Source organism: Mesorhizobium sp. P2_D6, from assembly GCF_056404315.1.
Map to the genome: position 1 here is coordinate 279780 of NZ_JBFUEG010000007.1, position 25862 is coordinate 305641.

Annotated in this window: 21 protein-coding genes; 14 read left to right on the forward strand and 7 right to left on the reverse strand. The window is 62.2% G+C overall.

Features of this window, described 5'->3' with window-relative positions:
• Window positions 1–153: 153 nt before the first annotated feature.
• From AC1D1L_RS17645 to AC1D1L_RS17685, 9 genes are all read left to right on the forward strand, one after another.
• Entirely contained in the window at window positions 154–453 is a 300-nt protein-coding gene (locus tag AC1D1L_RS17645; RefSeq protein WP_477342776.1) for a hypothetical protein, read from the forward strand.
• A gap of 229 nt (window positions 454–682) precedes the next feature.
• Window positions 683–1993 (forward strand): ABC transporter substrate-binding protein, encoded by a 1311-nt coding sequence (locus AC1D1L_RS17650; protein ID WP_352582659.1) that lies wholly within the window; start codon window positions 683–685, stop codon window positions 1991–1993.
• A gap of 119 nt (window positions 1994–2112) precedes the next feature.
• Entirely contained in the window at window positions 2113–2985 is an 873-nt protein-coding gene (locus tag AC1D1L_RS17655; RefSeq protein WP_352582657.1) for a carbohydrate ABC transporter permease, read from the forward strand.
• A gap of 11 nt (window positions 2986–2996) precedes the next feature.
• Window positions 2997–3821: a carbohydrate ABC transporter permease gene (locus AC1D1L_RS17660; protein WP_352582655.1), complete on the forward strand. Its 825-nt coding sequence runs from the start codon at window positions 2997–2999 to the stop codon at window positions 3819–3821.
• 107 nt (window positions 3822–3928) lie between these two features.
• Window positions 3929–4933: an ABC transporter ATP-binding protein gene (locus AC1D1L_RS17665; protein WP_112560003.1), complete on the forward strand. Its 1005-nt coding sequence runs from the start codon at window positions 3929–3931 to the stop codon at window positions 4931–4933.
• Window positions 4930–5700, forward strand: coding sequence for an L-iditol 2-dehydrogenase (locus AC1D1L_RS17670; protein WP_477342777.1), 771 nt, complete (start codon window positions 4930–4932; stop codon window positions 5698–5700). Before AC1D1L_RS17665 ends, AC1D1L_RS17670 begins: the two co-directional genes overlap by 4 nt.
• Window positions 5701–5788: 88 nt before the next feature.
• Window positions 5789–7267 carry a mannitol dehydrogenase family protein gene (locus AC1D1L_RS17675; RefSeq protein ID WP_477342778.1) on the forward strand — a complete coding sequence of 493 codons (1479 nt, stop codon included), beginning with the start codon at window positions 5789–5791 and terminating at the stop codon, window positions 7265–7267.
• An 11-nt stretch (window positions 7268–7278) separates the two neighbouring features.
• The gene (locus AC1D1L_RS17680; protein WP_477342779.1) at window positions 7279–7962 is read left to right on the forward strand and encodes an HAD family hydrolase; all 684 of its coding nucleotides are present in this window, start codon (window positions 7279–7281) and stop codon (window positions 7960–7962) included.
• Window positions 7959–9545: an FGGY-family carbohydrate kinase gene (locus AC1D1L_RS17685; protein WP_477342780.1), complete on the forward strand. Its 1587-nt coding sequence runs from the start codon at window positions 7959–7961 to the stop codon at window positions 9543–9545. The genes AC1D1L_RS17680 and AC1D1L_RS17685 overlap by 4 nt, the downstream gene beginning before the upstream one ends.
• On the opposite strand, the gene AC1D1L_RS17690 is transcribed toward AC1D1L_RS17685, so the two are convergent.
• The 6 genes from AC1D1L_RS17690 to AC1D1L_RS17715 form a co-directional block, all read right to left on the reverse strand.
• Complete coding sequence (locus AC1D1L_RS17690) at window positions 9538–10638, reverse strand: ABC transporter ATP-binding protein (RefSeq protein WP_477342781.1); 1101 nt, start codon at window positions 10636–10638, stop codon at window positions 9538–9540. The two genes, AC1D1L_RS17685 and AC1D1L_RS17690, sit on opposite strands and share 8 nt — an antisense overlap.
• Window positions 10639–10640: 2 nt before the next feature.
• A complete protein-coding gene (locus AC1D1L_RS17695; protein ID WP_477342782.1) occupies window positions 10641–11687 on the reverse strand; it encodes an NAD(P)-dependent alcohol dehydrogenase in 1047 nt (348 codons plus the stop codon).
• Window positions 11688–11702: 15 nt separating this feature from the next.
• The gene (locus tag AC1D1L_RS17700) at window positions 11703–12530 is read right to left on the reverse strand and encodes a carbohydrate ABC transporter permease (protein ID WP_477342783.1); all 828 of its coding nucleotides are present in this window, start codon (window positions 12528–12530) and stop codon (window positions 11703–11705) included.
• Window positions 12527–13393, reverse strand: coding sequence for a carbohydrate ABC transporter permease (locus AC1D1L_RS17705; protein WP_477342784.1), 867 nt, complete (start codon window positions 13391–13393; stop codon window positions 12527–12529). Before AC1D1L_RS17705 ends, AC1D1L_RS17700 begins: the two co-directional genes overlap by 4 nt.
• Before the next feature lie 110 nt (window positions 13394–13503).
• A complete protein-coding gene (locus AC1D1L_RS17710; RefSeq protein ID WP_477342785.1) occupies window positions 13504–14775 on the reverse strand; it encodes an ABC transporter substrate-binding protein in 1272 nt (423 codons plus the stop codon).
• Between the two features lie 229 nt (window positions 14776–15004).
• On the reverse strand, window positions 15005–15922 hold the full coding sequence (locus AC1D1L_RS17715; protein ID WP_477342786.1) for an AraC family transcriptional regulator: 918 nt from the start codon (window positions 15920–15922) through the stop codon (window positions 15005–15007).
• Window positions 15923–16217: 295 nt separating this feature from the next.
• Here AC1D1L_RS17715 and AC1D1L_RS17720 point away from each other — a divergent pair, with 295 nt between their 5' ends.
• Window positions 16218–17621 (forward strand): MATE family efflux transporter, encoded by a 1404-nt coding sequence (locus AC1D1L_RS17720; protein ID WP_477342787.1) that lies wholly within the window; start codon window positions 16218–16220, stop codon window positions 17619–17621.
• A gap of 340 nt (window positions 17622–17961) precedes the next feature.
• Here AC1D1L_RS17720 and AC1D1L_RS17725 read toward each other — a convergent pair whose 3' ends face one another.
• Entirely contained in the window at window positions 17962–22563 is a 4602-nt protein-coding gene (locus tag AC1D1L_RS17725; protein ID WP_477342788.1) for an nSTAND1 domain-containing NTPase, read from the reverse strand.
• A gap of 304 nt (window positions 22564–22867) precedes the next feature.
• Here AC1D1L_RS17725 and AC1D1L_RS17730 point away from each other — a divergent pair, with 304 nt between their 5' ends.
• The 4 genes from AC1D1L_RS17730 (at window position 22868) to AC1D1L_RS17745 (ending at window position 25692) form a co-directional block, all read left to right on the forward strand.
• A complete protein-coding gene (locus AC1D1L_RS17730; protein ID WP_477342789.1) occupies window positions 22868–24667 on the forward strand; it encodes a winged helix-turn-helix domain-containing protein in 1800 nt (599 codons plus the stop codon).
• 193 nt (window positions 24668–24860) lie between these two features.
• Window positions 24861–25157, forward strand: coding sequence for a nickel-binding protein (locus AC1D1L_RS17735; protein ID WP_477342790.1), 297 nt, complete (start codon window positions 24861–24863; stop codon window positions 25155–25157).
• A 125-nt stretch (window positions 25158–25282) separates the two neighbouring features.
• Complete coding sequence (locus tag AC1D1L_RS17740; RefSeq protein ID WP_112560041.1) at window positions 25283–25441, forward strand: DUF1127 domain-containing protein; 159 nt, start codon at window positions 25283–25285, stop codon at window positions 25439–25441.
• 29 nt (window positions 25442–25470) lie between these two features.
• A complete protein-coding gene (locus AC1D1L_RS17745) occupies window positions 25471–25692 on the forward strand; it encodes a hypothetical protein (protein WP_477342791.1) in 222 nt (73 codons plus the stop codon).
• Window positions 25693–25862 lie beyond the last annotated feature (170 nt).

Sequence of the window (25862 nt, forward strand, 5' to 3'; positions counted from 1 at the left end):
ACGATTCGCGGAATGGTTCCGGGAATGAACTCTGCAAGGTCGAGTCGCAGATCCACGAAAGCTTCGCTTTTCGGGGACAAGCAGGCTATCGGGCAGCCCGGTTAACCAAGCCTGAGAAAAACACTGTCGATATCGCCTGTCTGGCTTGGGCTCGTGGTTGTGGCGGCCAATCCAACGGGATCAATCCTGTGCAAGTTGAAAACAGGACCGATCAGCGGGCTGATGAAAGTCTATCGCGTTGAAGAAATCGAAAACAACACCGTGCGCGTGACGCACGCGATCGAAGCATTCACGCCATTTCAAGCTGCCGTAAAGGCAATCGGCCGGGAAGTTAGGCTGCGCAAGGACGAACCTAGCTGGATCCGGGTGACGGAAATGCTGACCAGAGCCAATCAAACTCGCGACGGCCGGGTTTTCGAATATTCCATCGGAAGCTATCCGGCCCACGGCTGAGGGCTGGCCCCTAGCTCCATGATTGATGGGGTTGCGATGGCAAGCCGCCCTGATGTTCGCGCCCCGACGGGCTACCCCGAATCCATTCAATATTCTCTCCCCGCCCGACACCGCGCGGCGCCTTGCTTGCTGCGCTGCAGCATCGAATCCGGCTTGACATAATTAATGCCAAGTGAGTAATTGCTCAGCACCAAGGCAAATGCTCATCTTGGTTCATGGGAGGAATTTGATGAAACTTCGCACGCTCACTCTGGGCCTGTTGTCGGCCAGCGCTTTCGCTTTCGCCGCGCATGCCGAATCCATCACCATCGCCACCGTCAACAACGCCGACATGATCCGCATGCAGACGCTGACGGACGACTTCGCCAAGGCGAACCCCGACATCAAGCTCAACTGGGTCACGCTCGAAGAGAATGTGCTGCGCGAGCGCGTCACCACTGACATCGCCACCAAGGGCGGCCAGTACGACGTCATGACCATCGGCACCTACGAGGTTCCGATCTGGGCCAAGCAGAGCTGGCTGCTGCCGCTCGACAAGCTCGGCGACGACTACGACGCCAAGGACATCCTGCCGGCCATTGCCGGCGGCCTTTCGGTCGACGGCAAGCTCTACGCCGCGCCCTTCTACGGCGAAAGCTCCTTCGTCATGTACCGCAAGGACCTGATGGACAAGGCCGGGCTGACCATGCCCGACGCGCCGACCTGGGACTTCATCAAGCAGGCCGCCGACAAGATGACCGACCGCGCCAATGGCGTGAACGGCGTGTGCCTGCGCGGCAAGGCCGGCTGGGGCGAGAACATGGCCTTCCTCACCGCCATGTCGAACTCCTTCGGCGCGCGCTGGTTCGACGAGAACTGGAAGCCGCAGTTCGACCAGCCGGAATGGAAGAACACGCTGCAGTTCTATGTCGACCTGATGAAGGCCGACGGCCCCGAGGGCGCCTCGTCCAACGGCTTCAACGAAAACCTGGCGCTGTTCCAGCAGGGCAAGTGCGGCATGTGGATCGATGCCACGGTCGCCGCATCCATGGTCTCTGACCCCAAGAGCTCGAAGGTCGCCGACAAAGTTGCCTATGCGCTCGCGCCTGACACCGGTCTCGGCAAGCGCGGCAACTGGCTGTGGGCATGGTCGCTGGCCATTCCGGCCGGTACGCAGAAGGCTGACGCGGCGCAGAAGTTCGTCTCCTGGGCAACCAGCAAGCACTACTCCGAGCTCGTCGCTTCCAAGCTAGGCTGGGCCAGCGCTCCTCCGGGAACGCGCACCTCGCTCTACGCCAATGCCGAGTACCAGAAGGCGGCGCCCTTTGCCAAGATGACGCTGGACTCCATCAACGCCGCCGACCCGACACACCCGACCGTCAAGCCGGTGCCCTATGTCGGCGTCCAGTTCGTCGCCATCCCCGAGTTCCAGGGGCTGGGCACCACCGTCGGCCAGCTGTTCTCGGCGGCACTTGCCGGCCAGTCGAGCGTCGACGATGCGCTCAAGCAAGCCCAGGACGCCGCCACGGCAACGATGACCGAAGGCGGTTATATCAAGTAAGGCTCCTCCCGGTGCCGACTGCCGGCCGCCTTCCTGGCCGGCAACGGCCGCCCGAATCCCAGTTCGGGCGGCCCCTTTCACACACTTGAAAATTTGGCTGACCTTGAAGGGTGACCGTCATGGCTACTCAGCAGACCCGTTCGCTTGCCCGCTTCATGATGGCGCCATCCGTGGTGCTGCTGTTCGTCTGGATGATCGTGCCGCTGGTCATCACCCTGTGGTTCTCCTTCCAACAGTACAATCCGCTCAATCCGATCCGCGACGGCTTCGTCGGCTTCTCCAACTACGCGCTGTTCTATTCCAACCCGGCCTTCCTGCAGTCGATCCTCAACACGCTTGTTCTGGTGGGCAGCGTGCTGCTGATCACCGTCATCGGCGGCATCCTGCTGGCGCTTTTGATCGATCAGCCGATGTGGGGACAGGGGATCGTGCGCATCCTCGTCATCTCACCGTTCTTCGTCATGCCGCCGGTGGCGGCGCTTGTCTGGAAGAATATGATCATGCACCCGCAATACGGCGTCTTTGCCGACATTGCGCGCTTCTTCGGGGCTCAACCGATCGACTGGTTCGGGCAGCATCCGATGACGGCAATCATCATCATCGTCGCCTGGCAATGGCTACCCTTCGCCACGCTGATCCTTTTGACTGCTCTGCAGTCGCTGGACGGTGAGCAGAAGGAAGCCGCCGAGATGGACGGCGCCGGCTTCGTCAGCCGCTTCATCTATCTGACGCTGCCGCACATGTCGCGCGCCATCACCGTCGTCATCCTGATCCAGACCATCTTCCTGCTGTCGGTCTATGCCGAGATCCTGGTCACCACCAATGGCGGCCCCGGCTACGCCTCCACCAACCTGCCCTTCCTCGTCTACCAGAAGGCGCTGCTGGAGTTCAAAATCGGCCAGGCATCCGCCGGCGGTGTCATCGCCGTCATTCTCGCCAACATCGTCGCCTTCTTCGCCATGCGCGCGGTCGGCAAGAACCTGGACAAGTAAGGGAGGATACGATGGCACGTGCAGTCACCACCCAACACAAGGTCATTGCGACCGGCGCCGCCTGGATCGTCGCGCTGCTGATCTTCTTCCCGATCCTCTATACGATCATCACCTCGTTCAAGTCGGAGCAGGAGGCCATCCAGGGCTTCGCCCTGATCCCGTCGGGGACGTTCGAGAGCTATACCGAGGTTCAGGCGCAGAGCGGCTATTTCAAGTTCTTCTTCAACTCGGTGCTGCTCTCGGTCGGCTCGACCATCCTGGCCCTGATCGTCGCGGTTCCGGCCGCCTGGTCGATGGCCTTCTCGCCGGGCAAACGGACCAAGGACATCCTGATGTGGATGCTCTCGACCAAGATGATGCCGGCGGTCGCGGTGCTGTTCCCGATCTACCTGATCTTCCGCGACACCGGCCTGCTCGACAGCCGCATCGGCTTGATGGTCATGCTGATGCTGATCAACCTGCCGATCGTGATCTGGATGCTCTACACCTACTTCCGCGAAATCCCTGGCGAAATCCTCGAAGCGGCGCGCATGGACGGCGCTACCCTGTGGGGCGAGATCGCCTATGTGCTGACCCCGATGGCGATACCAGGCATAGCGTCGACCATGCTCCTCAACATCATCCTGGCATGGAACGAAGCGTTCTGGACCATCCGTCTGACCACCACCGAGGCCGCGCCGCTGACGGCCTTCATCAGCTCGTTCTCAAGCCCGCAAGGCCTGTTTTGGGCCAAGCTTTCGGCGGCCTCGACGCTGGCGATCGCCCCGATCCTGATCATGGGCTGGTTCAGCCAGAAGCAGCTGGTGCGCGGCCTGACGTTCGGAGCCGTGAAGTAAACCGAAACTGCCTGAAGCAACCGGCTAAAGCAATTCCAGGAAAAGTATTTAGCGGTTTTCCGTCCGGAATTGCGTAAACCAAATAGTTACCCCTCGGGGAGGAAACCATGGGAAACATCACGCTCAAGAACGTCTCCAAGCATTTCGGATCGACGGTCATCATTCCGGGTCTCGACCTGGTCATCGAGAATGGCGAGTTCGTCGTCTTCGTCGGCCCGTCGGGCTGCGGCAAGTCCACGCTGCTGCGCCTCATCGCCGGCCTTGAGGACACCAGCGGCGGCACCATCAACATCGATGGCCGTGACGTCACCGGCGAGGCGCCGGCCAAGCGCAAGCTGGCCATGGTGTTCCAGTCCTATGCGCTCTACCCGCATATGACGGTCGCCAAGAACATCGGCTTCCCGCTGAAGATGGCGGGCGAGGATGTGGCGACGATCGACAAGAAGGTGAAGGACGCGGCCCGCGTGCTCAACCTCACCAACTATCTCGAACGGCGTCCCGGCCAGCTCTCCGGCGGCCAGCGCCAGCGCGTCGCCATCGGCCGCGCCATCGTGCGCCAGCCCTCGGCCTTCCTGTTCGACGAACCGCTGTCCAACCTCGATGCCGCACTGCGCGGCACCATGCGGCTGGAAATCAGCGAACTCCATCATCAGCTCAAGACGACGATGATCTACGTCACCCACGACCAGATCGAAGCGATGACCATGGCCGACAAGATCGTCGTGCTCAACGCCGGCAACATCGAACAGGTCGGCTCGCCGATGGAGCTCTACAAGTCGCCGAAGAACCTGTTCGTGGCCGGCTTCATCGGTTCGCCGAAGATGAACCTGATCGAAGGCGCGCCGGCCGCCAAATACAACGCCAAGACCATCGGCATCCGTCCCGAGCATATGAACATCTCGACCACGGCGGGCGACTGGAAAGCCACTGTTGGCGTTGCCGAACATTTGGGGTCCGACACCTTCCTGCACGTCCAGGCCGATGGCGTCGGCACGCTGACCGTGCGCGCCGACGGCGAAATGCCTGTCCGTCACGGTGACACCATCTACCTCACGCCCGACAAAGTTCGGATGCATCGCTTCGGCCCCGACGGAAAGGCGCTGACGCAGTGAGGCTGAAAGGCAAATCGGCGCTGATCACCGGATCCGCGCGGGGCATAGGCAGAGCCTTCGCCGAAGCCTATGTGCGCGAGGGCGCGACCGTCGCTATTGCCGATATCAATCTGGCGGCTGCCGAAAAGACAGCCTCCGAGATTGGCGCCAAGGCCTATGCGGTCAGGCTCGACGTCTCCGACCTCGCTTCGATCGAGGCGGCGGTCAAGGCGGTCGAGACAAAAACCGGCGGCCTCGACATACTGATCAACAATGCCGCTTTGTTCGACCTGGCGCCGATCATCGAGATCACCAAGGCGAGCTACGACAAATTGTTTTCGGTCAATGTCGCCGGCACGCTGTTCATGCTGCAGGCCGCGGCCCGGTCGATGATCGCAAGGGGTAAGGGCGGCAGGATCATCAACATCGCCAGCCAGGCCGGACGGCGCGGCGAGCCGCTGGTCGCCGTCTACTGCGCCACCAAGGCCGCGGTCATTTCGCTCACCCAGTCGGCAGGGCTCGACCTGGTCAAGCACCGCATCAACGTCAATGGCATCGCGCCGGGCGTCGTCGACAGCGACATGTGGGATGAGGTCGACGCGCTGTTCGCCAAGTATGAGAACCGGCCGAAGGGCGAGAAGAAGCGGCTGGTCGGCGAGAGCGTGCCTTACGGCCGCATGGGCAAGCCGGAGGACCTGACCGGCATGGCCGTGTTCCTGGCCAGCGATGACGCCGAATACATCGTCGCCCAGACCTACAATGTCGATGGTGGCCAGTGGATGAGTTGAGGGGCGAAGGCACTCTTCTCCCCGTCCCTCCACGGGGAGAAGAGGCCGGGATTACGCAGGCCGCAGCCCGGCCAAAGGGTAAAAGCAGATGACCATGAAACTCTCTTCCTCCATCCTCGCCAAGCTCCCCGCCAAGGTTGCCGGTCCCAGATATGACCGCGCCAGGCTCAAAGCCGGCATCGTCCATTTCGGCGTCGGCAATTTTCATCGCTCGCACCAGGCTGTCTATCTCGACGACCTCTTCAATGCGGGCATTGGCCATGATTGGGCGTTGATCGGCGCCGGCGTCTTCGAGGGCGAGAAAATCGGTCGTGGCAAGCTGCAGGAGCAGGACTGGCTGACCACCGTGGTCGAGCAGGATTCCGACCATATGAGCGCCCGCGTCACCGGCGTCATGATCGACTTCCTGACGCCCGGCGATGCGGATGCCATCATCGACCAGCTTGCCGATCCCGCCATCAAGATCGTCTCGTTGACCATCACCGAAGGCGGCTATTTCATCGATCCGGCCTCCGGCAAGTTCAACCCGACCCATCCCGACATCGTCGCCGACGCGCAGGCCGGCACGACGCCGAAGACGGTGTTCGGCCTCATCCTGGCCGGGCTGATGCGCCGCCGCGCCGACGGCATCGTGCCGTTCACCGTCATGTCCTGCGACAACATCCCCCACAACGGCCATGTCACGTCGGACGGCGTCATCGGCCTTGCCCGCCTGATAGACGAAGATCTGGCCACCTGGGTCAGCGACAACGTCGCCTTCCCCAATGGCATGGTCGATCGCATCACGCCGGCCACCTCCGATCGCGAGCGCGGCATCCTGGCCACGGAGTTCGGCCTCGAGGACAACTGGCCGGTGTTCTGCGAGCCGTTCAAGCAATGGGTGCTGGAGGATCATTTCACTGACGGCCGTCCGCCGCTGGAGAAAGTCGGCGTCCAATTCGTCAAGGACGTCGCGCCTTACGAGCTGATGAAGATCCGCATCCTCAATGGCGGCCATGCCACCATCGCCTATCCAGCAGGACTGATGGACATCCATTTCGTCCATGAGGCAATGCAGGAGCCGCTGGTGCGCGGCTTCCTCGCCAAGCTCGAACATGACGAGATCATTCCGACCGTGCCGCCAGTGCCGGATACCGTGCTGGAGGACTATTACGAGCTCATCGAGCACCGCTTCTCCAACCCGAAGATCGGTGACACCATCCGAAGGCTTTGCCTCGACGGTTCCAACCGGCAGCCGAAATTCATCATCCCAACCATCGCCGACCGGCTGAAAGCCGGCAAAAGCGTTGCGGGTCTCGCGCTGGAATCGGCACTGTGGTGCCGCTACTGCTTCGGCACCACCGACAGCGGCGCCGTCATCGAGGCCAACGATCCGAGCTGGGACCGGCTGCAGGCCACGGCCAAGGCGGCGAAGGACAAGCCCGGCGCCTGGCTTGCGATGGAGGACATCTATGGCGATGTCGGCCGCTCGGCGCCGTTCGCCGAGGCCTTTGCCCATGCGCTCAACGTTCTGTGGGCGAATGGGGCGCGCGCGACGCTGACGCGCTACATCGCCGGCAAGCTCTGACGCGAGCCGCAATGACGCCCGAACTGGTCATCTTCGACTGTGACGGCGTGCTGGTCGACAGCGAGGCGCTGTCTGTCTCGGCCCTGCTTGGCATGATCACGGCTGCCGGCGGTTCGGTCAGCGAGGACGCCGCCTACGAGCACTTCCTCGGCAAAAGCATGAAAAGCGTGCGCGAAATTCTCGGCCGCGATTTCGCGATCGACATCACCGACGGTCAGCTGACCGACATGCGCGTCGAACTGATGCGCAAATTCCGCGAGGAGCTGAAACCGATACCCGGCATCAGGGAGGTCCTGCCGAAACTGGGCGCACCCTGCTGCGTCGCCTCTTCCGGTACGCTCGACCGCATCCGCTATGCGCTCGACGTCACCGGCCTGCTCGGCCTGCTCGAGCCGCATCTGTTCAGCGCCGCCATGGTCGCGCGCGGCAAGCCGGCGCCGGATCTTTTTCTGCATGCGGCCGCCGCAATGGGCGCGCATCCTGGCAACTGCATCGTCGTCGAGGACAGTCCGGCCGGCATCGCGGCTGCGCGCGCCGCCGGCATGCGCGTCTTTGCCTTCACCGGCGGGTCGCACGCCGGCAACCCGGCCTTGAAAGCGCGGCTTGCGTCGAGTGAACCGGACTTTATATTCGCTGACATGCTGCAATTGCCCGATCTGATTGCAGGCCTGGGAGCGAGAGTAAAAGCATCTTGACGAAAAGCTTCGTTTGCGCGGTCGATGTCGGCACCGGGAGCGCCCGCGCGGGCATTCTCGACACGTCAGGCACCTTGCTCGGCCGCGCCGAGCATCCGATCGTCATGAACCAGCCGAAGGCCGATCACGCCGAGCACAATTCGCAGGATATCTGGTCGGCGGTGTGCATTGCCGTGCGCGCCGCGCGTGAAAAGGCAGGCGTGGCGGCGCAAGACATCGTCGGCATCTCGTTTGACGCCACTTGCTCGCTGGTGGTGCTGAACAGGGATGGCGGCCAGCTCAGTGTGTCGGTGACGGGCGAGCGGCGCTGGGACACCATCGTCTGGCTCGACCACCGCGCCATTGCCGAAGCCGACGAGTGCACGGCAAGCGGCCACGCCGTGCTCGACTATATCGGCGGCGTCATGTCACCGGAGATGGCGACGCCGAAGCTGATGTGGCTGAAGCGCAATCTGCCCGGCACATGGCATGAAGCCGGCTATCTATTTGATCTCACCGATTTCCTGACCTGGAAGTCGACCGGGTCGCTGGCACGCTCGCAATGCACGCTGACTGCCAAATGGACCTATCTGGCGCATGAGCAAAGCGGCTGGCGGCGCGATTTCTTCGAGACCGTCGGGCTCGGCGATCTGTTCGAGCACGGCAACCTGCCGGAGAAGGCGAGTGCCGTTGGCGCCGACATCGGCACGCTCTCAGCGGAAGCGGCGGCGGAACTTGGCCTGACCGAGAACTGCCGGGTCGGCGCCGGCGTCATCGACGCCTATGCCGGCGCGCTCGGCGTGCTCGGCGGTTTCGCCGGCGATCAACAGAATATCGGCCGGCATCTGGCGCTGATCGCCGGCACCTCGTCCTGCGTCATGGCAATGTCGCCCGACCCGCAACCCTTTGCCGGCGTCTGGGGTCCCTACTATGGCGCCGCACTTCCAAAACTCTGGCTATCGGAAGGCGGCCAGTCAGCCACCGGCGCGCTGCTCGACCACATCATCCGCTGGCATGGCGCCGGCGGCGAGCCGGACGCTGCCATGCATGCCAAAATTGCCAGGCGCGTCGCCGAACTACGCATGGCAGAGGGCGACAAGCTCGCCGCCAGGCTGCACGTACTGCCGGATTTCCATGGCAACCGCTCGCCGCTTGCCGACCCGCATGCGGTCGGCGTGGTCAGCGGGCTGACGCTGGATTCCTCCTTCGACAGCCTGTGCAAGCTCTATTGGCGCACCGCCGTCGGCATCGCGCTCGGCGTGCGCCATGTGCTGGAGGCGCTGAACGAGAACGGCTACTTGATCGACACGCTGCATGTCACCGGCGGCCACACCAAGAACCCGCTTTTGATGGAGCTTTATGCCGACGCCACTGGCTGCGCTGTCATCGAGCCGCTGGCCGACGAAGCTGTGCTGCTCGGCACCGGCATGGTCGCCGCCACCGCGGCCGGACTGTTCCCGGACCTGAACGCCGCCTGCGTCGCCATGCAGCAAGGCGGCAGGACGCGCGCCTCGAACCCCGCTGCCTCAGGCCGCTTCGACCGCGACTACAAGATCTTTCTCGAAATGCACCGCCAGCGGCAGGCGCTCGACGCGATCAGCTAGGCTTCTGCGCTCTGCGCAAGGATACACCTGACGTCGCCTCGAACAGGTGGACGCTGTCCTCCTCGAATGTATAACGCACCGGCGCGCGCAACGCCGGGCATTCGCGGGCCGGCACCAGCGCGCTGACCTCCTTGCCGCCGCAGGCGAACGTCACCAGCGCGTCATTGCCATGGAACTCGATGAGATCGGCAGTGCCTTGCAGGAGGTTGGTACTGTCCCCGGCGTCGGCGGTCTTCAGGTCCGGAGGCCGAACCCCAAGCACCGCGCGATGGACGCCTCGTAGGTCGAAACCGGAGCCTTCGATGGAAAAGGTCGTGCCGGCGCCGGTCAGCGCCCAGCGGTCGTCCTTTTGACCGACCGCCACGTCAATGAAATTCATGTTCGGCGTGCCGATGAAGCCGGCGACGAACAGATTGCCCGGCTGCCTGTAAATCTCCGCCGGTGAGCCGATCTGCGCGATGACGCCGTCCTTGAGCAACACGATGCGGTCCGCCAGCGTCATCGCTTCGAGCTGGTCGTGGGTGACGTAGACGGTGGTGGTCTTCAGTGACTGATGCAGCCGGGCGATCTCGACCCGCATATGGTTGCGCAGTTTGGCGTCGAGATTGGACAGCGGTTCGTCGAACAGGAACACCTTTGGCGTCTTGATCATGGCGCGCGCAATCGCCACGCGCTGCTGCTGGCCGCCGGAAAGCTCCGTCGGCTTGCGGGCTAGGTAGGGTTCGAGGCCCAGCGTCTTGGCCACCGCCTCGACCCGCTTCTGGATCTCGGCCGCGGGCACCTTCTGCCGCTTGAGGCCGAAGGCGATGTTGTCGAAGATCGTCATGTGCGGGTAGAGCGCATAATTCTGGAACACCATGGCGATGCCACGGTCGCCAGGCTCGAGATCGTTGACCACTGTGCCGCCAATCGACACCTCGCCGCCGCTGATGTCCTCCAGCCCGGCCAGCATCCTGAGCAAGGTCGACTTGCCGCAGCCGGAGGGCCCGAGGAACACGACGAATTCATGCTCCTCGATCGAGAGATTGAGATCGCGGATGACGGTGGTGGCGCCATAGGCCTTGTCGACATGGGAACAAACAATAGCGGACATGATCAGCCCTTCTCGCCGGTGAGCAGGATTTGCAGCTTGACGTCTTGCGGGTTGCCTTGCGCCGCCCGTTCGAAGGCCTCGATACTGTCGGCAAAGGCATAGGTGCCGGTGATCAGCGGCTTGAGGTCGACCTTGCCCGAAGCGATCAGCTGCAGCGCGCGGTCGAAGATGTTGGCGTAGCGGAACACCGTCTCGATGCGCACTTCCTTGGAGATTGCCGCCGGAACGTTCAGGCTGACCGGCTCGACCGGCAACCCGACCAGCACCACAGCGCCGCCCGGACGCACGACGTCGAACAGGTTGGCGAAAGCCTTCGGGTTGCCGCTCGCCTCGAAGACGATGTCCGCGCCCCACTTGTCGGTAGCGGCGGCGACCGTATCGACCAGCGATTGCTCGCCGATGTTGACCGGCACGATGCCGGCATATTGCGCGGCAATCTCGAGCTTGGGCGCGGAGAAATCGGAGATCAGCACCTTCGAGCAGCCGCCGGCAAGGGCGGCAAGCGCGATCATGATGCCGATCGGGCCGCAGCCGACGACCACAGCGACATCGCCCGGAACAATCCGGGCGCGGCTGGCCGCCTGCATGCCGATGGCAAAGGGCTCGACCATCGCGCCTTCGGCAAAGGAGACATTGTCCGGCAGCCTGTAGGTGAAGGCGGCCGGGTGCACGGCATAAGGCGCAAGCACGCCATGCACCGGCGGCGTCGCCCAGAAGCTGACATCAGGATCGACATTGTAGATGCCAAGCCTGGTCGCGCGCGACGACAGGTTCGGCACGCCCGGCTCCATGCAGACGCGGTCGCCGATCTTGAACATCTCGACATTGGCACCGACCTCGACGATCGTTCCCGCAGCTTCGTGGCCGAGCACCATCGGCGCCCGCACGACATAGCTGCCAATGGCGCCGTGCGTGTAATAGTGCACGTCGCTGCCGCAGACGCCGACCGTGTGGATGGCGATTTTGACGTCGTCCGGTCCGACGTCGAGCGGCAGCGCGATCTCGCGCAGCGACAGTTCGCCTTTTTTCTCAAGCACCAGTGCCCGCATCGGTCAGTCCTCGCATCAAGTCTTTTTTTGCCGGAAAACGGAATTCAGGAAGCCGCTGAGCACGCCGAGGAACAGTAGCGGCGGCAGCGACAAAAGCACGACCGAGGCATTGAGGATCCCCCACGGCACGTTCATGCCTTGCTGCGAGAGCTCGGAAGCGACGATTGGCAAGGTCTTGGCGTTGGAGCTCGACAGCATCAGCGCGATCAGGAACTCGTTCCACACCAGCACGAAACTGAAGGCGACGGCGCCGATCAGCGAGCGTGCCGCAACCGGCAGCGCGATCCGCCAGAACACCGAATAGGCCCCGTAGCCATCGACAACGGCCGCTTCCTCGATTTCCCTCGGCACGCTCTGGAAAGCAGGGATGGCGAGCCACATGATCACCGAGATGGTGAGCAGCGAGTAGGTGACGATCAGCGCCGGCAAAGTGTCGTAGAGTCCGATCTGCAGCCAGATCACCATCAATGGAATGGCGACCGCGACCGGCGGCAGGAAGCGCAGCGACAAAACGAAGAACTGGATGTCGCCGGCGAAGCGGTTGGGATAGCGCGCCACCGCATAGGCGGCCGGCAGGCCGAGCACGACGCCGATCAGCACGGCGCAGCCGCCGGCGATGACCGAATTGTAGAGCCCGGTCATGACACTGTCGCGGCCGATGATGTAGCGGATGTTGTCGAATGTCGGCGAAAACACCAGGCGCGGCACGCGAGTGATGATGTCGACATTGTTTTTTAGCGAATTGAGCGCCGTCCAGGCGAGTGGAAACACCGCCATGAAGCCGGCAAACGCCAGGATGGTCTTGCCGATGATCAGGCCTAATCTTGTGCGATGGGGCCTCATGCCTGCACCCGCTTCCACAGCATGGTGAAGGTGATGACGGTTGCGATCATCATCAGCACCGCCATGGCCGAGGCGTAGGACACCTTGCCGGATTCGATGAAGCCCTGCGAGAAGGCGTACATGTCGAGCGTCTCGGTCGCCACGCCCGGCCCGCCGCGCGTCATCACATAGATCAGGTCGAAGGAACGCAACGACTCGATCATCTTGACGAACATCAGGCTGATCAGCGGCGCCTTCAGCATCGGCAAGGTCACATAGGCATGGATCTGCCAGCGCCTGGCATGGTCGAGCCGCGCCGCCTCGATCGGCTGCGGTGGCAAGGTCTCCAAAAGCTTCAGCACGATGACGGCGAAGAAAAGCCCCCACTGCCAGACATCGACCGAGGCGACGGCAAACAAGGCCGTCGAGGGCTTCGACAGCGGATCGAAGATCAGTCCACCGGTGACGAGCCGGTAGGGGTAGGTGGCGATGCCGTAGAGCGGATGATAGGCGAACTTCCACACGAAGGCTGCCGATACGCGCGGCAACAGCACCGGGATGATGAACAGCAGACAGTAGATGTTGCGCAGCCGCGGCGACGCCACTTCGAACATCAGCACGCCGAGCCCGATCGCCACCACCATTGTCGCCACGACGGTGACGATTTCCCATTTCACCGACACCCAGACGGCGTTGAGGAAACGCCGGTCGAGGAACAGATCGATGAAGTTCGACAACCAGACCCAGGAATAGTCCGATGAGCTCAGTTCACGGTTCTGCAGCGCGATGACGATGGCATAGAGCGTCGGCACCATCGACAGCACCAGGAGAATGGCGAGCGTCGGAACGAGAAACGTCGTGGGCAGGGAAGAACGTCGGCGCATTGCCTATCCTCGGGCTTTGCCTTGCAAAGTGGGAATTTGCGGGAGACCCGCGGCGCACAGGTCCCGGCATGCCATCGAATGCCGTGGACCGCGCGCCGCGGGCGGGAGGATTACTTCTTTTTCATCAGCTCGTTGGCGTAGGCTTCGAGCTCGTCGAGGCCGCCCTTGACGTCGGTGCGCGTGCCGGTGACCAGCTCTTCCAGGATGATGCCCCAGCGGTCGCCAAGATCCGGCCAGCGCGGATCCTGCCAGAAGTTCACCGCCGTCACCTTGCCGGTCTCGGCAAGTGCCTGGCCGAGATCGGCGCCATAGATGTCGGCGAACTCCTTGCTGGACAGGATGCTGGTCCGGTTGAGCTCGCCGAACTGGTGCGCGTCGAGCCGGCGCTTCTCATTCTCCTTCGACGTCGCCCAGGCGATGAACAGGCCGGCGCATTTCTTCGAGGCGTCATCGGCATTGGCCTTGGCCGCAATGGCAAGACCATGACCGTAACCGCCGCCGGTGAGCGGCGAAGGCGGCGGCAGGAAGCCGATCTTGCCGACCACCTGCGAGGTCTTCGGGTCGACCGCCATGCCCGACAGCGGCGTCGACTCGACGAGGATGGCGACCTGGCCCGACAGGAAGGCGCCGGTCGATTCATCCCAGCTGCCGGTCTGCGTGCCGGGTGCTGAATCCTTGAACAGCTTCAGGTACGTCTCGGTGGCCTTGACTGCCGCCTCGGAATTGAAAGCCGGCTTGTCGCCGTCGAACCACTTGCCGCCATAGGCCTTGAAGAACGGCATCCAGCGCCAGACATTGGCGCCCGAACCGCGCGCGCCCCGCAGCGCGATGCCATACATGCCCTTGTCGGGATCGGTCAGCTTCGGCACGTCGGCGATCAGCTCGTCCAGTGTCTTCGGCGGCTGGATGCCGGCGGCTTCCAGCACATCCTTGCGGTAGACCATCAGGTCGCCGCCGCCGGTCAGCGGCGCGAACCAGACCTTGCCGTCATAGGTGGCGACCTTCTGCCGACCCGGGTCGAAATCGGCATAGTCATAATCAGCCGGATAATAATCGGTCAGCGGAACGATCCATTTCGACGACGCGAACAGCGCGACATTGGCTTCGTCGACATAGTAGACGTTGTAGTTGCCGACGGTGGACGCATCGGCGCGCGATTTTGCCCGACGATCGTTCTCGTTGAGATAGTCGATCTGAAAGCTGGCGCCGGCCAGCTTCTGGAACTCGTCCTTGGACTCTTCCAGCAGCGTGAGGCCGTCGCGCGGCTGCGCCAGCACCTTGACCGGCGCCGAGCAGACCGGCGCCGCCAGCGCCATGGTCGAGAGGGTGGTGGTGAGCAGGAAAGCTGCGCTCAAGCTCGCAGCGAGCCGAATTGGTTTCATTGATTTTCTCCTCCAGGAACAGTCGCAGGAAGCGGAAGTCCTCGGATTGCGCGATCCTCGCCATCGCCCGAGCGACAAGCCACCCATCGCCAAAATGAGGAGTTGCTAAAGGCCGCGCTAGAAGCCCCGTTGCAGCAGACCTGTACTTTTATGCATTGTGCGCTGCAAAACCGGCTCCTTGGGGACGGTGTCCGTCAGGTGAGTACCGATGGGCCGAGAAAGGCCGATTTCAGGCGCGCATCGTCAGCCGTTGCCGCGACAGCTTGCGATAGGAGGACGGCGTCATCTTGTGCTTGCGCAGAAAGGCGCGGTTGAAGTTGGAGATGTTCATATAGCCGACCTGGAAGCAGATGTCGGTGATCGGAATATCGGTGTCGGCGAGCAACTTGCAGGCCTGCCAGAGCCGGAGCTTGGCGATGTGGTCGCTGAAGGAGTTGCCGGTGTTCTTCTGGAAGAAGCGCGAAAACGTGCTTTCGCTCATGCCGGCCAGTTCCGCCACCTCCGGCAGCTTCAGGTCCTCGGCGAAATGCTGAAACAGATAGGTCAGCGTGCGCTGGATGATATCAAGCGAGGTTGCATCGAGGGCGGGTGAGAAATCCGGCGACGACAAAAGTTCGTATTCGTCGGTCCTGGCCAGCAGGTCGACCAGCTCAAGGAACAGGCAGAGCCGGGCCAGCCCATGCACCGTGCCCATCCGCTCCATCAGCGCGGCACCTTCGAGCGCGGTTTTGCCGTGAAAAACGATGCCGCGCAGCGACCGCTCCAGGAACGGCTCCAACTCGCGCAGTTCCGGCAGCAGCCCGGCCGATCCGCGCAGCCTTTCGGGATCGAACTGCAGAACGATGTCGCGGCCTTCGATCAGCTCGCCGGGTTGCACCGACGTCACCCAGTCATGCGGCAGCCCGCCGCCGACAATGGCCAGATAGCCCGGCCCGAACTCGCCGATGTGATCGCCGACCAGCACGACCCCGGAGGATTTCCGCAAGAGATGGATTTCGTATTCCGGATGGAAATTCCAGACATTGCGCTCCCAAGGATAGTCGTCCACTCGCCACAGAAAACTGTCGCTCGCCTCCGTGACGATATGCTCGAAGGCAGGCACGGTGCGTGGGATCGCGGCCGTGTTCTTTCTGCGCCTGAATGCCATCCTCTGCTCTCCGGGCGAAATCCGGATCCGGTCCGGTCTCGGCCAATCCGTAGCAGGCCAGCGCCCGCAAGTGAACGACGCCGGCCGCCCTCGCCTTCTCTCTTTCGACACAGTGAGGTGGCGGTGATGATCTGCAATACCCCTGGCTCAATCTCTGCCTGTCTCTCCTCCCTTGCCTTAATGTGGCATTTCGTCCAATAGAACGGCACAAACGCTGCGAAACCGAAGGTTTTGCCGTTTGGAAGTGCGGCTTCCGGCCTATTGCCGACGCGCCGCAATCGGAAAGAGCAGGACAATGTCTGCGATCGAAGCCGGCGCTCGTGCGCCGGAAAATCTTTGGCGTCAGGAAATCAGGGCGACGCTGGCGCTCGCCTGGCCGATGGTGCTGACCAATCTCGGCCAGACCGCCATGACGGCCACCGACGTCATGATGATGGGGCGTCTGGGCGCAGACACGCTGGCCAGCGGCGCACTCGGTGCCAACCTCTATTTCATGCCGCTGATCTTCGGCCTCGGCTTGATGCTGGCGACCTCGCCGATGATGGCGACCGAGCTTGGCCGCCGCCGCCATTCCGTGCGCGACCTGCGCCGCACCGTGCGCCAGGGCCTGTGGCTGGCGATTCTGATCGCGATCCCGATCTGGATCTTCCTCTGGCATGGGGAAGCCATTCTGCTGGCCATGGGACAGGAGCCGGCGCTCGCCCATCAAGCCGGTATCTATCTGCGTTGGCTCGAATGGGCGGTGCTGCCTTTCTACGGCTATATCGTGCTGCGCTCCTTCATCTCGGCGTTGGAGCGGCCGGGCTGGGCGCTGGTCATCATCTTCGTCGCCGTCGCCTGCAATGCCTTCTTCAACTGGGTGTTCATGTTCGGCAATCTCGGGATCAGCTCGATGGGCATTGCGGGCTCAGGACTTGCCACGACGTTGTCGAGCACGCTGATGTTCGTTGGTCTGGCGGCGGTGGTGATGCTGGAAAAGAAGTTCCGCCGCTATCGCCTGTTCGGCCGCTTCTGGCGCGCCGACTGGCCACGCTTCAAGGGCCTGCTGCGGCTCGGCCTGCCGATCGCCGGCATCCTCGCCTTCGAGGTGACGATCTTCAACGCGGCAGCTCTGCTGATGGGCCTGATCGATGCGGATTCGCTGGCCGCGCACGCCGTCGCCATCCAGATTGCCTCGATCTCCTTCATGGTGCCGCTCGGTCTCAACCAGGCGGTCACGGTGCGCGTCGGCCTGGCCCACGGCGCCGGCAATCCGGCAGGCGTTTCACGCGCTGGCTGGACCGCCTTCGTCATCGGCGTCTTGTTCATGGCGCTGATGGGGCTGGTGATGGTGCTGTGGCCGCATCTGCTGATCAGCGCCTTCATCGACATAACCGATCCGGTCAACGCCAGGGTGATCGCCCTTGCCGTGTCGTTCCTGGCCTTTGCGGCGCTGTTCCAGATTTTCGACGGCGCGCAAGCCGTTGCCGCCGGCATGCTGCGCGGCCTGCACGACACCAAGGTGCCGATGATCTATGCCGCCATCGGCTATTGGGGCATCGGCCTGCCGCTCGGCGTGCTGCTCGCCTTCCATTTCGGCTTGCACGGCGTCGGCATCTGGATCGGCCTGGCGTCGGGGCTGGCGGTGGTGGCGGTGCTGCTCCTGGCCCGCTGGCTCAGGCGCGACCGCATCGCGCCGCCGCTCGTCTTCAGCCATTGATGGCGCACCAATCGGTCCGCCTGTTGCCCGAAGCAGTCAATGCAGAGCAGATGTCTGATGTCGCCTTTTGGGCCGGAAGCGGATTGGCGGCTTCGGGCCATGGATATTCAATAGCGGACTTCGCGACGGTGCGAGCGTAGTCTTTTAGCTGACCCTCCGATGCCGTTCAGCCTCCGTCTCAGAACGTCTCAATCGGGGCGAAACGCGACCTTCGGATAAGCGTTCACGAATTCAGCAAAGGCTGGGTTTGACCGCCATAAACTGACATCGCTCTAGGGTCAGAATAATTGACTCCGACCATCGCATCGCGACGTTACTCGCGGAGCGCTTTGGAGCGATATCAGCTTGGACAGTTCCCGCCGTCGCCTTTTTCAGGAAGGAAGAAACGTCGCCGCTCGCAAGCGGTCAATTCGCGTGGAACAGTCTGCTTGGCGTGGTCGATGAGGTCTTGGGGGGTGTGGAAGACGCGAATTATTCGGACGCTCTCTTCTCCGGACACGATTGCGATCCTCGTTCCATCGGAACCGAAAGCCGCGCGCATCAGCGCCGGTCGGTTGGCCTTTTCCTCCCGTCTGGCAAGCACTGCGATCTCGCGCCCCGACTGCGCCCCCCAGAGCCTGACCGTGCGATCCTGCGACGACGCCGTCACGACATATAAACCGTTAGGACTGAATTGCGCGCTGTCTACTGCGCCGCTGTGACCCCTGAGAACGACCTTTTCTGTTCCTGCCGAAACGCTCCAGATCCGAACGGTTCCATCGCGTGAGGCAGTTAGGAGAGACTGACCGTCCTGGCTGAACGCGACTGCTGTTAGCTCGTCGCTGTGACCCTTCAGCGTCGCGACATTGTTTCCGTCCTTGATCGACCAGATCCGCGCGGTGTGGTCGAGCGAACCCGTGACAGCCAGTTGGCCGTCTGGACTGAATGCCGCCGCGGTGATTCGGTTCTGATGCCCGATTAGAACCTTGAACTCAGTTCCGTCCGTCCTCAGAAGGTGCGCAGCGTTGTCATCCGTTGCGGTAAGGACGAGGGCCCCGTCCGGGCTGAAAATGGCCTGTGGCAATTTCGCGCTCGTCTTCACGGCGGCCAATTCGGTGCCGCTCGCCGCATCCCACAATTGTGCGGTACCGTGGATCGAATCCGCCTCCAAGAGGTCTCCGTCGGGACTAAACTGAACGTGAAGTAGCCCGTCATTGGATTTAAACTGCGTGACCTCGCGTTTGCTCGCGACGTCCCAAACAAGAACTCGGCCAACCAGAGACGCTGTTGCCAAGCGACTTCCATCAGCGCTGAACGTTGCGCTTTGGACAATTTCATGTGTGTCAAGCTCGGCTATCTGACGTCCGCTTACAACATCCCACAGATCCGCTGCGCTATCCCCACCTCCAGTCAAAAGGTGCACATTGTCGGGACTGAAGACCGCAAAGGTCGGCGGATATTTGTGGTGGAGCGCAGTCGTCAGAACCCCGTCGATATCCCAGAGCCGAGCGGTGCCATCGTGCGATGCAGTGAGAAGAACGCTGTTGTCAACTGGGCTGAATTCCACGTGCTCGACCAAGGCATCGTGGCCAATGATGGTGGTGAGCAGCGACGCGCGCTCGACGTCCCAGATACGAATCGCGTTATCGATAGAAGCAGTAGCCAGGAACCGATCGTCTTGGCTGAAGACGCTGTTCATCTCCTGATCGCGCTCATCCGGGGCCATGTAACTTAGTTGGAGCCCCGAGGATTCCTGGCCAAGCACCCCTAGCAATCTGCCCGAGATTCCGTCCCAGAGTCGGGCGGTACCATCGAGTGATGCCGTCGCAATTCGACGGCCGTCGTGACTGAACACTACGCCTTGTAATTGTGTGTCGCTCTTATGACCGGCCAATGTTGCAATTTCCATGCCTTTCGACACGTCCCAAAGGCGCGGGGGGTAAGGGCTTGAAATTGGGCCTCGAGAGCTTATCAGGATCCGGCTTCCGTCCGGGCTGAATGTGACACCGTATATCCAAGTGTTGACGTGCAGCGTCCGGTTCAGCCTGCCATCATTCGCATTCCAGATAAGAACGGTGTTGTCTGCAGTTGCGAAGCTCTGGCCATCGGGACTAAAGCTCGCCAGGGGGGCTCCACGGCTCTCTACACTCAGAACTTTCCTTCCGGTTTGAGCGTCCCAGAGTGATGCATTGCTGTTCGCACCCGCTGTCAGCACCCGGGTGCCGTTCGGGCTGAAAATTGCAGTAGGAAGATTCCCGACCGGCTGAAGTACAAAAAGCTGCTCCCCTGAGATGGCGTTCCAGATGCGCGCGGTGCCGTCTCTAGCAGCTGTAATGACGCGGCTTCCGTCCGGGCTGAACTCCGCTCTCTCCACGGAGCCTTGGTGGCCCTTCAGAACTGCAGTCTCGGTACCATTCTGGACATCCCAAATGCGTGCGGTCTTGTCGTAGGATGAGGTGACAATGCGGTCGCCGGCCCGATTGAAAGCTGCATGTGTTACACCGGCGTCGTGGTGGAAGATCGTCGTCTGACGGTGCGTTAGCAAAGCCTTGTAAAGTGCGGCCTCCGCTTCAAAGAGATACGGGCGTCCGTCTGCAGATGTACCCGTCGGCAACGCTTCCAGCGCAAGCAAGATTGCGGCCTCAGTATCACCACTCACTGTGGTTTGTTGCGAAAGAAACGCAAGTGAAAGAGACTGGTTGCGGAGCGCTTGGTCGCGCGCTTCAAGGGCCTTGCTCTCTGCCGACCTGGCCTTATCCGCGCTCATTTGCGCCAGCGCCGCCTGCCGCATTGCTTCCTGCTGCCCTCTGAACCCAACGAATGCTCCTGCTCCAGCCAAGAGAGCCAACACCGTCGCGACAATGGCCGCATAGCGCGTCCGTCGCGCCAGCTGTACCGCAGCGGTCGCCGCGAGATCCCGACGCTCGGCCTCTCCCGCGAGCCGGTCGGCCTCGCGCTCCAAGCGTTCGCGTTTTGCCGCTTCAGCAGCCTCGATCAGTGCCCGCTCTGCTTGCCGGTCCTTCTCCTCTCTCTCCTTCTGGGCACGCGACGACGCCTCGATGTATTCAACGACTTGATCGTCGACCTCCTCACGTCTCGACAGCAGCAATTCCTCACCCTCGGCGAGACGCTTGCCGGACGGCAACAGAAGCTCGCGGTTCTCGTTGTCCGAGTGCCATCGGTGGGCGTCAGCCTTAAGCCGAGCCCGCGTCTCAAGGAAGCTCCTATTCGCGTTGACAATGTCGCTGGCGCGCGGCCAACGGCTGAGCAGCGCCTCATGTGCCACGCGGACGAAGACATGGCCCGCAGGGTCCTCATCACTGACCAGGAGCCGAGTGGCGATCAGCGCGTCGACGAGAGCCAATCGTGCCGGCGTCCCCGCGACTTTGCTGAGTAGGACTGGACTTGCCGTAACCATTTCATCACCCGGACGCACCGTGGTGAGAGCGCGTAGCACCGCGGGCAATGCCTCCTGGATGTCGGGCGGGAGCGCGTCGACGACTTCATCGGCGCGGCGCGCGATCGCCCCTTCGAGGCCGCCAAGCGCACGATATGAAGCAAAGGTGAGGATCCGGCGCTCCCGGCCCACCTCATACAGCGCATCGAGAACGAATTCGAGAAGCGGCAACGATCCGGGATCGGCGGCCGCCGCGTCCTGCAGCACATCATCGAGCCGCCCGAGATCGGCGCGCTCCTCGAAGCGGAGCCCGGCAGCACGAGCTGGCTCGCGAATGATCTGGGCGATCTCGGGGCCTGTCGGCGGCAAGAGCTCATAGCTGCCAAGCCCATCCTTCAGCGCCGAGAAGCCTCGGACTTCGCCGCAGCGGTGAAAGAAATCCGACCGGATCGTCGCAATCACCCAGACCAGTCCGCTGCCGGCGAACGCCGCCAAGAGCCGCAAAAGCGCTTCGCGCGACGCTGGTTCCTTCTCCGTCGTGAACAGCTCCTCTGTCTGATCAATGGCGATCAGTAATCGTATTTGTGAGAGGGACGAGCCAGCCGCGGCGGCTGCTTTGCCGAGTGCATGGCGGATCAGAGTCAGCACGCGATCGGGAGAACTTCGACAGAGTTGAGTGAGTTCAGCCGCTGTCAGTTCGAGAGCCAACTCGTGCAAAGCACCTTCGCAAAGCAGTCCCGCGGCCAACGAGGCGACAGCATCAGGCCCTTCGGACGGGCGGATCAGGCAACGGCGCCACAAACTGATGCCGACCACTGCGCCGGATCGGGTGATTGAAGGCATCAGCCCGGCGCGCAGAAGTGAAGACTTGCCGGAGCCGCTCATCCCGTAGATGAGCAAAAATGCTTTGCCGTTGGCTGCCAGCTGCTCCAGCCTTTCGGTGCAAGCGGCAATCGCCCGCGATCTGCCGAAGAAGAGGTCGGCGTTTTCAAATTCGAAGACGTCAAGACCGCGAAAGGGCGACCTGACCTCTTCCTCCGAAGCGAGGGGTACCCGATAGACGTGCACAGGTCGGGCGATATTCTTCACTTTGTGATCGCCAAGATCGATGAAATCGAGCGACAGCCGATCGCGAGCCTGTGTATAGATCGCTTCGGATACACATATCCCGCCCGGGTGAGATAACGCTTCCAGACGCGCGGCGACATTCACGCCCTCGCCCATGAGGTTGTTACCCTCTACGACGACATCGCCAAGGTTGATTCCAATGCGAAATCGCAGGCGGTCTGGCTCGGGGAGGCCGGCGTTCTGTCTATCGATCTCCAACTGGATTTCGGTAGCACACCGCAACGCCTCGACAGGGCTTGCGAACTCCGCGATGACACTGTCTCCGGCGCTGCCGAACACCCGTCCCTCATGGTGCACAATCAGCCGGTCAATGATCTGTCGACAGTCCCTCAGGGCCGCAAGGGTACCTTCCTCATCCCTGCCTATCAGCCGGCTGTAGCCGACCACATCGGCGGCAAGGATGGCAGCCATTCTCCGCTGAACGTGATCCACGGTCATAGCCAGCTCCTGCGATACCGGAACATCCTAGAGGAAATAGCGGCTGATGAGGAGAGAGGCCGCTTGACTGTTTCAAGTGACGGTGTCGGCGGAACTCGGCCCCGCTTGCTGCGGCGCGACCGCATCGCGCCGCCGCTCGTCTTTAGCCATTGAAAACAAAAAGGCAGACCGTCCAGTTTTGGATGGAGAGCTATCGCTAAAGCTGCCGTTGGCTACTGACCAAACTTAAGCCTTGCCACCTTTCGGCCCAAGCCTCTCCCACAATCAAAGCTGATAAGGTAGATTGTTGCATCGGGATGAGGCGATGCAATACTCATTTGGACAATTCGAACTTGATGAAGCTGCCCGCAAGCTGTCGCTAAGCGGCGTTGGGCAGAAGATCCAGCCGCTTGTCTTTGATTTGCTGGTGTACCTGGTGCGCAACGCCGGCAGGGTGGTGCCCAAGGACGAATTGATGGACGCTCTTTGGCCGGATGTTATCGTGACGGAAGCATCGCTTCAGCGCGTGGTCAGCCTCACCCGCAAGGCGCTTGCAGCGGGTGGCCTGCAGGACGCGATACACAGCTACGTTCGCCACGGCTATCGCTTCGCCATCGATGAACCGGGGCTGGGGTATGTCCGTCCTGCCTCGCTCCAGGGGGACGACATGCTTGCCGGGGCCCGCAGGCTGGCTGCCCTGCGTGATTGGAGCGCGGCTGCAAAACTGTTCGCGCATTTGGCGGACAAGGAAGGTCTCTCTCCTGCTGATGTCGATCTCTGGGCTCTGGTCGTCGAGTGTGGTGGGCGACCGACCGAGGCGATCCCAGTGCTGGCCCGCGCGGTGGCGGCTCATATCGAGGCCGGTGATTTCGCGCGCGCCGCCAGATCCGCTGTCACGCTCGCAAAGATCCAGGCCGAGCGCGGATCAGGTGCCGTCGCAGAAGGATGGCTGGAACGTGGTGCGTCGCTTCTGGCTCAGTCGCCAAACGATGCTACGCAAGCATATCTGCTGTGGATGCGGTCGCGCCTGGCATCCTCGGGCGGCCATCCCGAGGAAGCGCTGCAGCTGGCGTCAGCCGCTTACGCGATAGCTGAAAACTGCGACGATCCCGGCCTGCTAGCTCTGACTTTGGCATACAAGGGGTTTTTCAACCTCGCCCTCGGCAAGATCGAGGAGGGCAGCGAGCAGCAAAACCACGCGGCGGCGATCGCTTTGTCGAGCCAGGTCGACCCCATCACCGGTAGTCTGGTTTACTGCAATATACTCTGGAGCTGCAGGACGTACGCCGATTGGCCCCGTGCCCGCCAGTGGAGCGAAGGCTTTGAAAGCTGGTGCACCGCAAGTTTTGCGCAGACCTCGGGCGCGTGTGACCTTCATCGCGCCGAAGTGGTCGCGGCGCAGCAGATATTGCCTGAAGCCCTGACTTGCATAAACAACGCGCTTCCCAAACTCTCCGCGGAGGAATCCTGGTCGCTCGGCGAAGGCTTCCGTGTCCGCGGCGATATCTTTGCGATGATCGGCGACCTCACATCGGCGCGCGCCGACTACGACCAGGCTTATTCACTGGGCTGGGACGCGGAGCCGGGCAATGCCGTGCTTTTGTTCGAAACAGGCGATCTGGACGGGGCGCTTGCCGCGCTCGATCGGGCTCTACAAGGGATGTCGTGGTTCCATCTGCAGCGGCGCGGAAACCTGCTGGTGAACGCAGCCTGCATTGCGGCGCGCGGCGGGCGCTCAGCCCAGGCGTCAATCTATCTCAACGAAATCGATGCGCAGCCAGAACGCTGGCGGCAACCCGCAACGCAGGCATTGATTGCCGAAACCAAGGCGGCGCTTTGCGAGCCGGGCGACCCGAACGGCAATCGGCTTCTGCTGTTGGCCCGGCAGCTCTGGACCAGTGCAGGCGTCGATTATCACGCGGCAAGGGTTCGGCTGCGGCTCGCCAGCGCCTTGTTGAGTTCGGGCGACGCCAGCGGTGCGAAAGTGGAGATCACCGCGGCAGAGAGATCGGCCCGCCACCTGGGATCACGGCGCCTGGAAGAGGAAGCCGCAACGCTTCGCCATAGCTTTTCGCGCGAGAGCCAGCCGCTTGTCGATGGCTCTACGCAAGAACTCACCCTCTGACCCAATCTGCCTCCTGGATGGGACGAACTGCTGACCGGGCTTATCGGCGTTGGCAGTGAAAGATCAGCCAGAGATCAGGTCCCGGTAAGGACGATCAGTCCCCCTCGACGGTAATTTTTCCCCAGCCAGGCAGACACGCCTGGCAATCAGCAGCGCCGGCCAAAGGCTGGCGCGATATCGAAAGGGAAAGATCATGAACCTGTTTGTTATCCGCCGCCCGAGCGCTTGGGCATCCCTGCAGGAACTCGAAGCCGCCGGCGCGAAATCGGCAAAGGTCGCCAAGGAACAGATGGCGGGCACGGTCAGCTGGATCCGCAGCTACGCCGTGCACGAGCCCGACGGGCGCATCGGCACCTTCTGCATCTACGAGGCCAAAGACGGCGAGGCCATCCGGGATCACGCCAAGCGCGTCGGCATGCCCGGTGAGGAATTCTATCCCGTCGCCGACACGGTCATCATTCGCAACGATCCGATGACGGCGGCGGCCTGACGACCTCCGGTCGCTGCCTCGCGTGATCAAAGCGGGGCAGCGTCATTCAACCAGCAAACATTAGCAGCACGGCGCCTGGGGCGGCATGCCCGCATGCCCGACGCTGCGCACGAATGGAGAAAGCGATGTTTCACTACCTGAAGCGCGTTTCGATCGGGCTGAGAGCACGCAGGGCCGAGAGGGCCTTGCAGGAACTGCCCGACCACATCCTGAAGGACATAGGCATTCGCCGCGGCGCGATCGCCTTTGCCGTTCGGGAACACTTCAAGGACCGTCTCGTCTGAGTGCCCCGCATCCAATTGGAACCAGGGACATGGACCTTCTGACAAACATGGCGAACATCCTGTATGTGATCGCCTACTTCACACTGGACATTTTGCGGCTGAGGATTCTCACCACAGCGGCTGCAATCTGTCTTGCCGTGTATTTCTATAGCCAGCCGGCGCCGCTCATGAACGTCGTCGGCTGGAACGTTTTCTTTGTGCTTCTGAATCTGATCCAGATCGGCCGCATCTTGAAGTCTCGCTATGGTTGAAGCAAAGTTCGCCGACCTGTTACGAGATTATCATCCGAGCTGTTCGACGCGCAGCGTGTCCTTCGGGTAGCATCGACGCTAGCCGAAATAGCCGAGAATTCCGTTGGCATGCGCATGCGCACAAGATGCACTCAGACGCCCGGTAACATCCGCGTTTCCAGCGCGCGCTT

What these genes read in the sequence shown, in the direction of transcription:
- AC1D1L_RS17660 (WP_352582655.1), top strand. Translation starts at nt 2,997, where the DNA reads ATGGCACGTGCAGTCACCACCCAACACAAGGTCATTGCGACCGGCGCC.
- AC1D1L_RS17680 (WP_477342779.1), top strand. Translation starts at nt 7,279, where the DNA reads ATGACGCCCGAACTGGTCATCTTCGACTGTGACGGCGTGCTGGTCGAC.
- AC1D1L_RS17650 (WP_352582659.1), top strand. Translation starts at nt 683, where the DNA reads ATGAAACTTCGCACGCTCACTCTGGGCCTGTTGTCGGCCAGCGCTTTC.
- AC1D1L_RS17690 (WP_477342781.1), bottom strand. Translation starts at nt 10,638, where the DNA reads ATGTCCGCTATTGTTTGTTCCCATGTCGACAAGGCCTATGGCGCCACC.
- AC1D1L_RS17730 (WP_477342789.1), top strand. Translation starts at nt 22,868, where the DNA reads ATGCAATACTCATTTGGACAATTCGAACTTGATGAAGCTGCCCGCAAG.
- AC1D1L_RS17695 (WP_477342782.1), bottom strand. Translation starts at nt 11,687, where the DNA reads ATGCGGGCACTGGTGCTTGAGAAAAAAGGCGAACTGTCGCTGCGCGAG.
- AC1D1L_RS17740 (WP_112560041.1), top strand. Translation starts at nt 25,283, where the DNA reads ATGTTTCACTACCTGAAGCGCGTTTCGATCGGGCTGAGAGCACGCAGG.
- AC1D1L_RS17715 (WP_477342786.1), bottom strand. Translation starts at nt 15,922, where the DNA reads ATGGCATTCAGGCGCAGAAAGAACACGGCCGCGATCCCACGCACCGTG.
- AC1D1L_RS17745 (WP_477342791.1), top strand. Translation starts at nt 25,471, where the DNA reads ATGGACCTTCTGACAAACATGGCGAACATCCTGTATGTGATCGCCTAC.
- AC1D1L_RS17675 (WP_477342778.1), top strand. Translation starts at nt 5,789, where the DNA reads ATGACCATGAAACTCTCTTCCTCCATCCTCGCCAAGCTCCCCGCCAAG.
- AC1D1L_RS17710 (WP_477342785.1), bottom strand. Translation starts at nt 14,775, where the DNA reads ATGAAACCAATTCGGCTCGCTGCGAGCTTGAGCGCAGCTTTCCTGCTC.
- AC1D1L_RS17665 (WP_112560003.1), top strand. Translation starts at nt 3,929, where the DNA reads ATGGGAAACATCACGCTCAAGAACGTCTCCAAGCATTTCGGATCGACG.
- AC1D1L_RS17655 (WP_352582657.1), top strand. Translation starts at nt 2,113, where the DNA reads ATGGCTACTCAGCAGACCCGTTCGCTTGCCCGCTTCATGATGGCGCCA.
- AC1D1L_RS17705 (WP_477342784.1), bottom strand. Translation starts at nt 13,393, where the DNA reads ATGCGCCGACGTTCTTCCCTGCCCACGACGTTTCTCGTTCCGACGCTC.
- AC1D1L_RS17700 (WP_477342783.1), bottom strand. Translation starts at nt 12,530, where the DNA reads ATGAGGCCCCATCGCACAAGATTAGGCCTGATCATCGGCAAGACCATC.
- AC1D1L_RS17725 (WP_477342788.1), bottom strand. Translation starts at nt 22,563, where the DNA reads ATGACCGTGGATCACGTTCAGCGGAGAATGGCTGCCATCCTTGCCGCC.
- AC1D1L_RS17735 (WP_477342790.1), top strand. Translation starts at nt 24,861, where the DNA reads ATGAACCTGTTTGTTATCCGCCGCCCGAGCGCTTGGGCATCCCTGCAG.
- AC1D1L_RS17720 (WP_477342787.1), top strand. Translation starts at nt 16,218, where the DNA reads ATGTCTGCGATCGAAGCCGGCGCTCGTGCGCCGGAAAATCTTTGGCGT.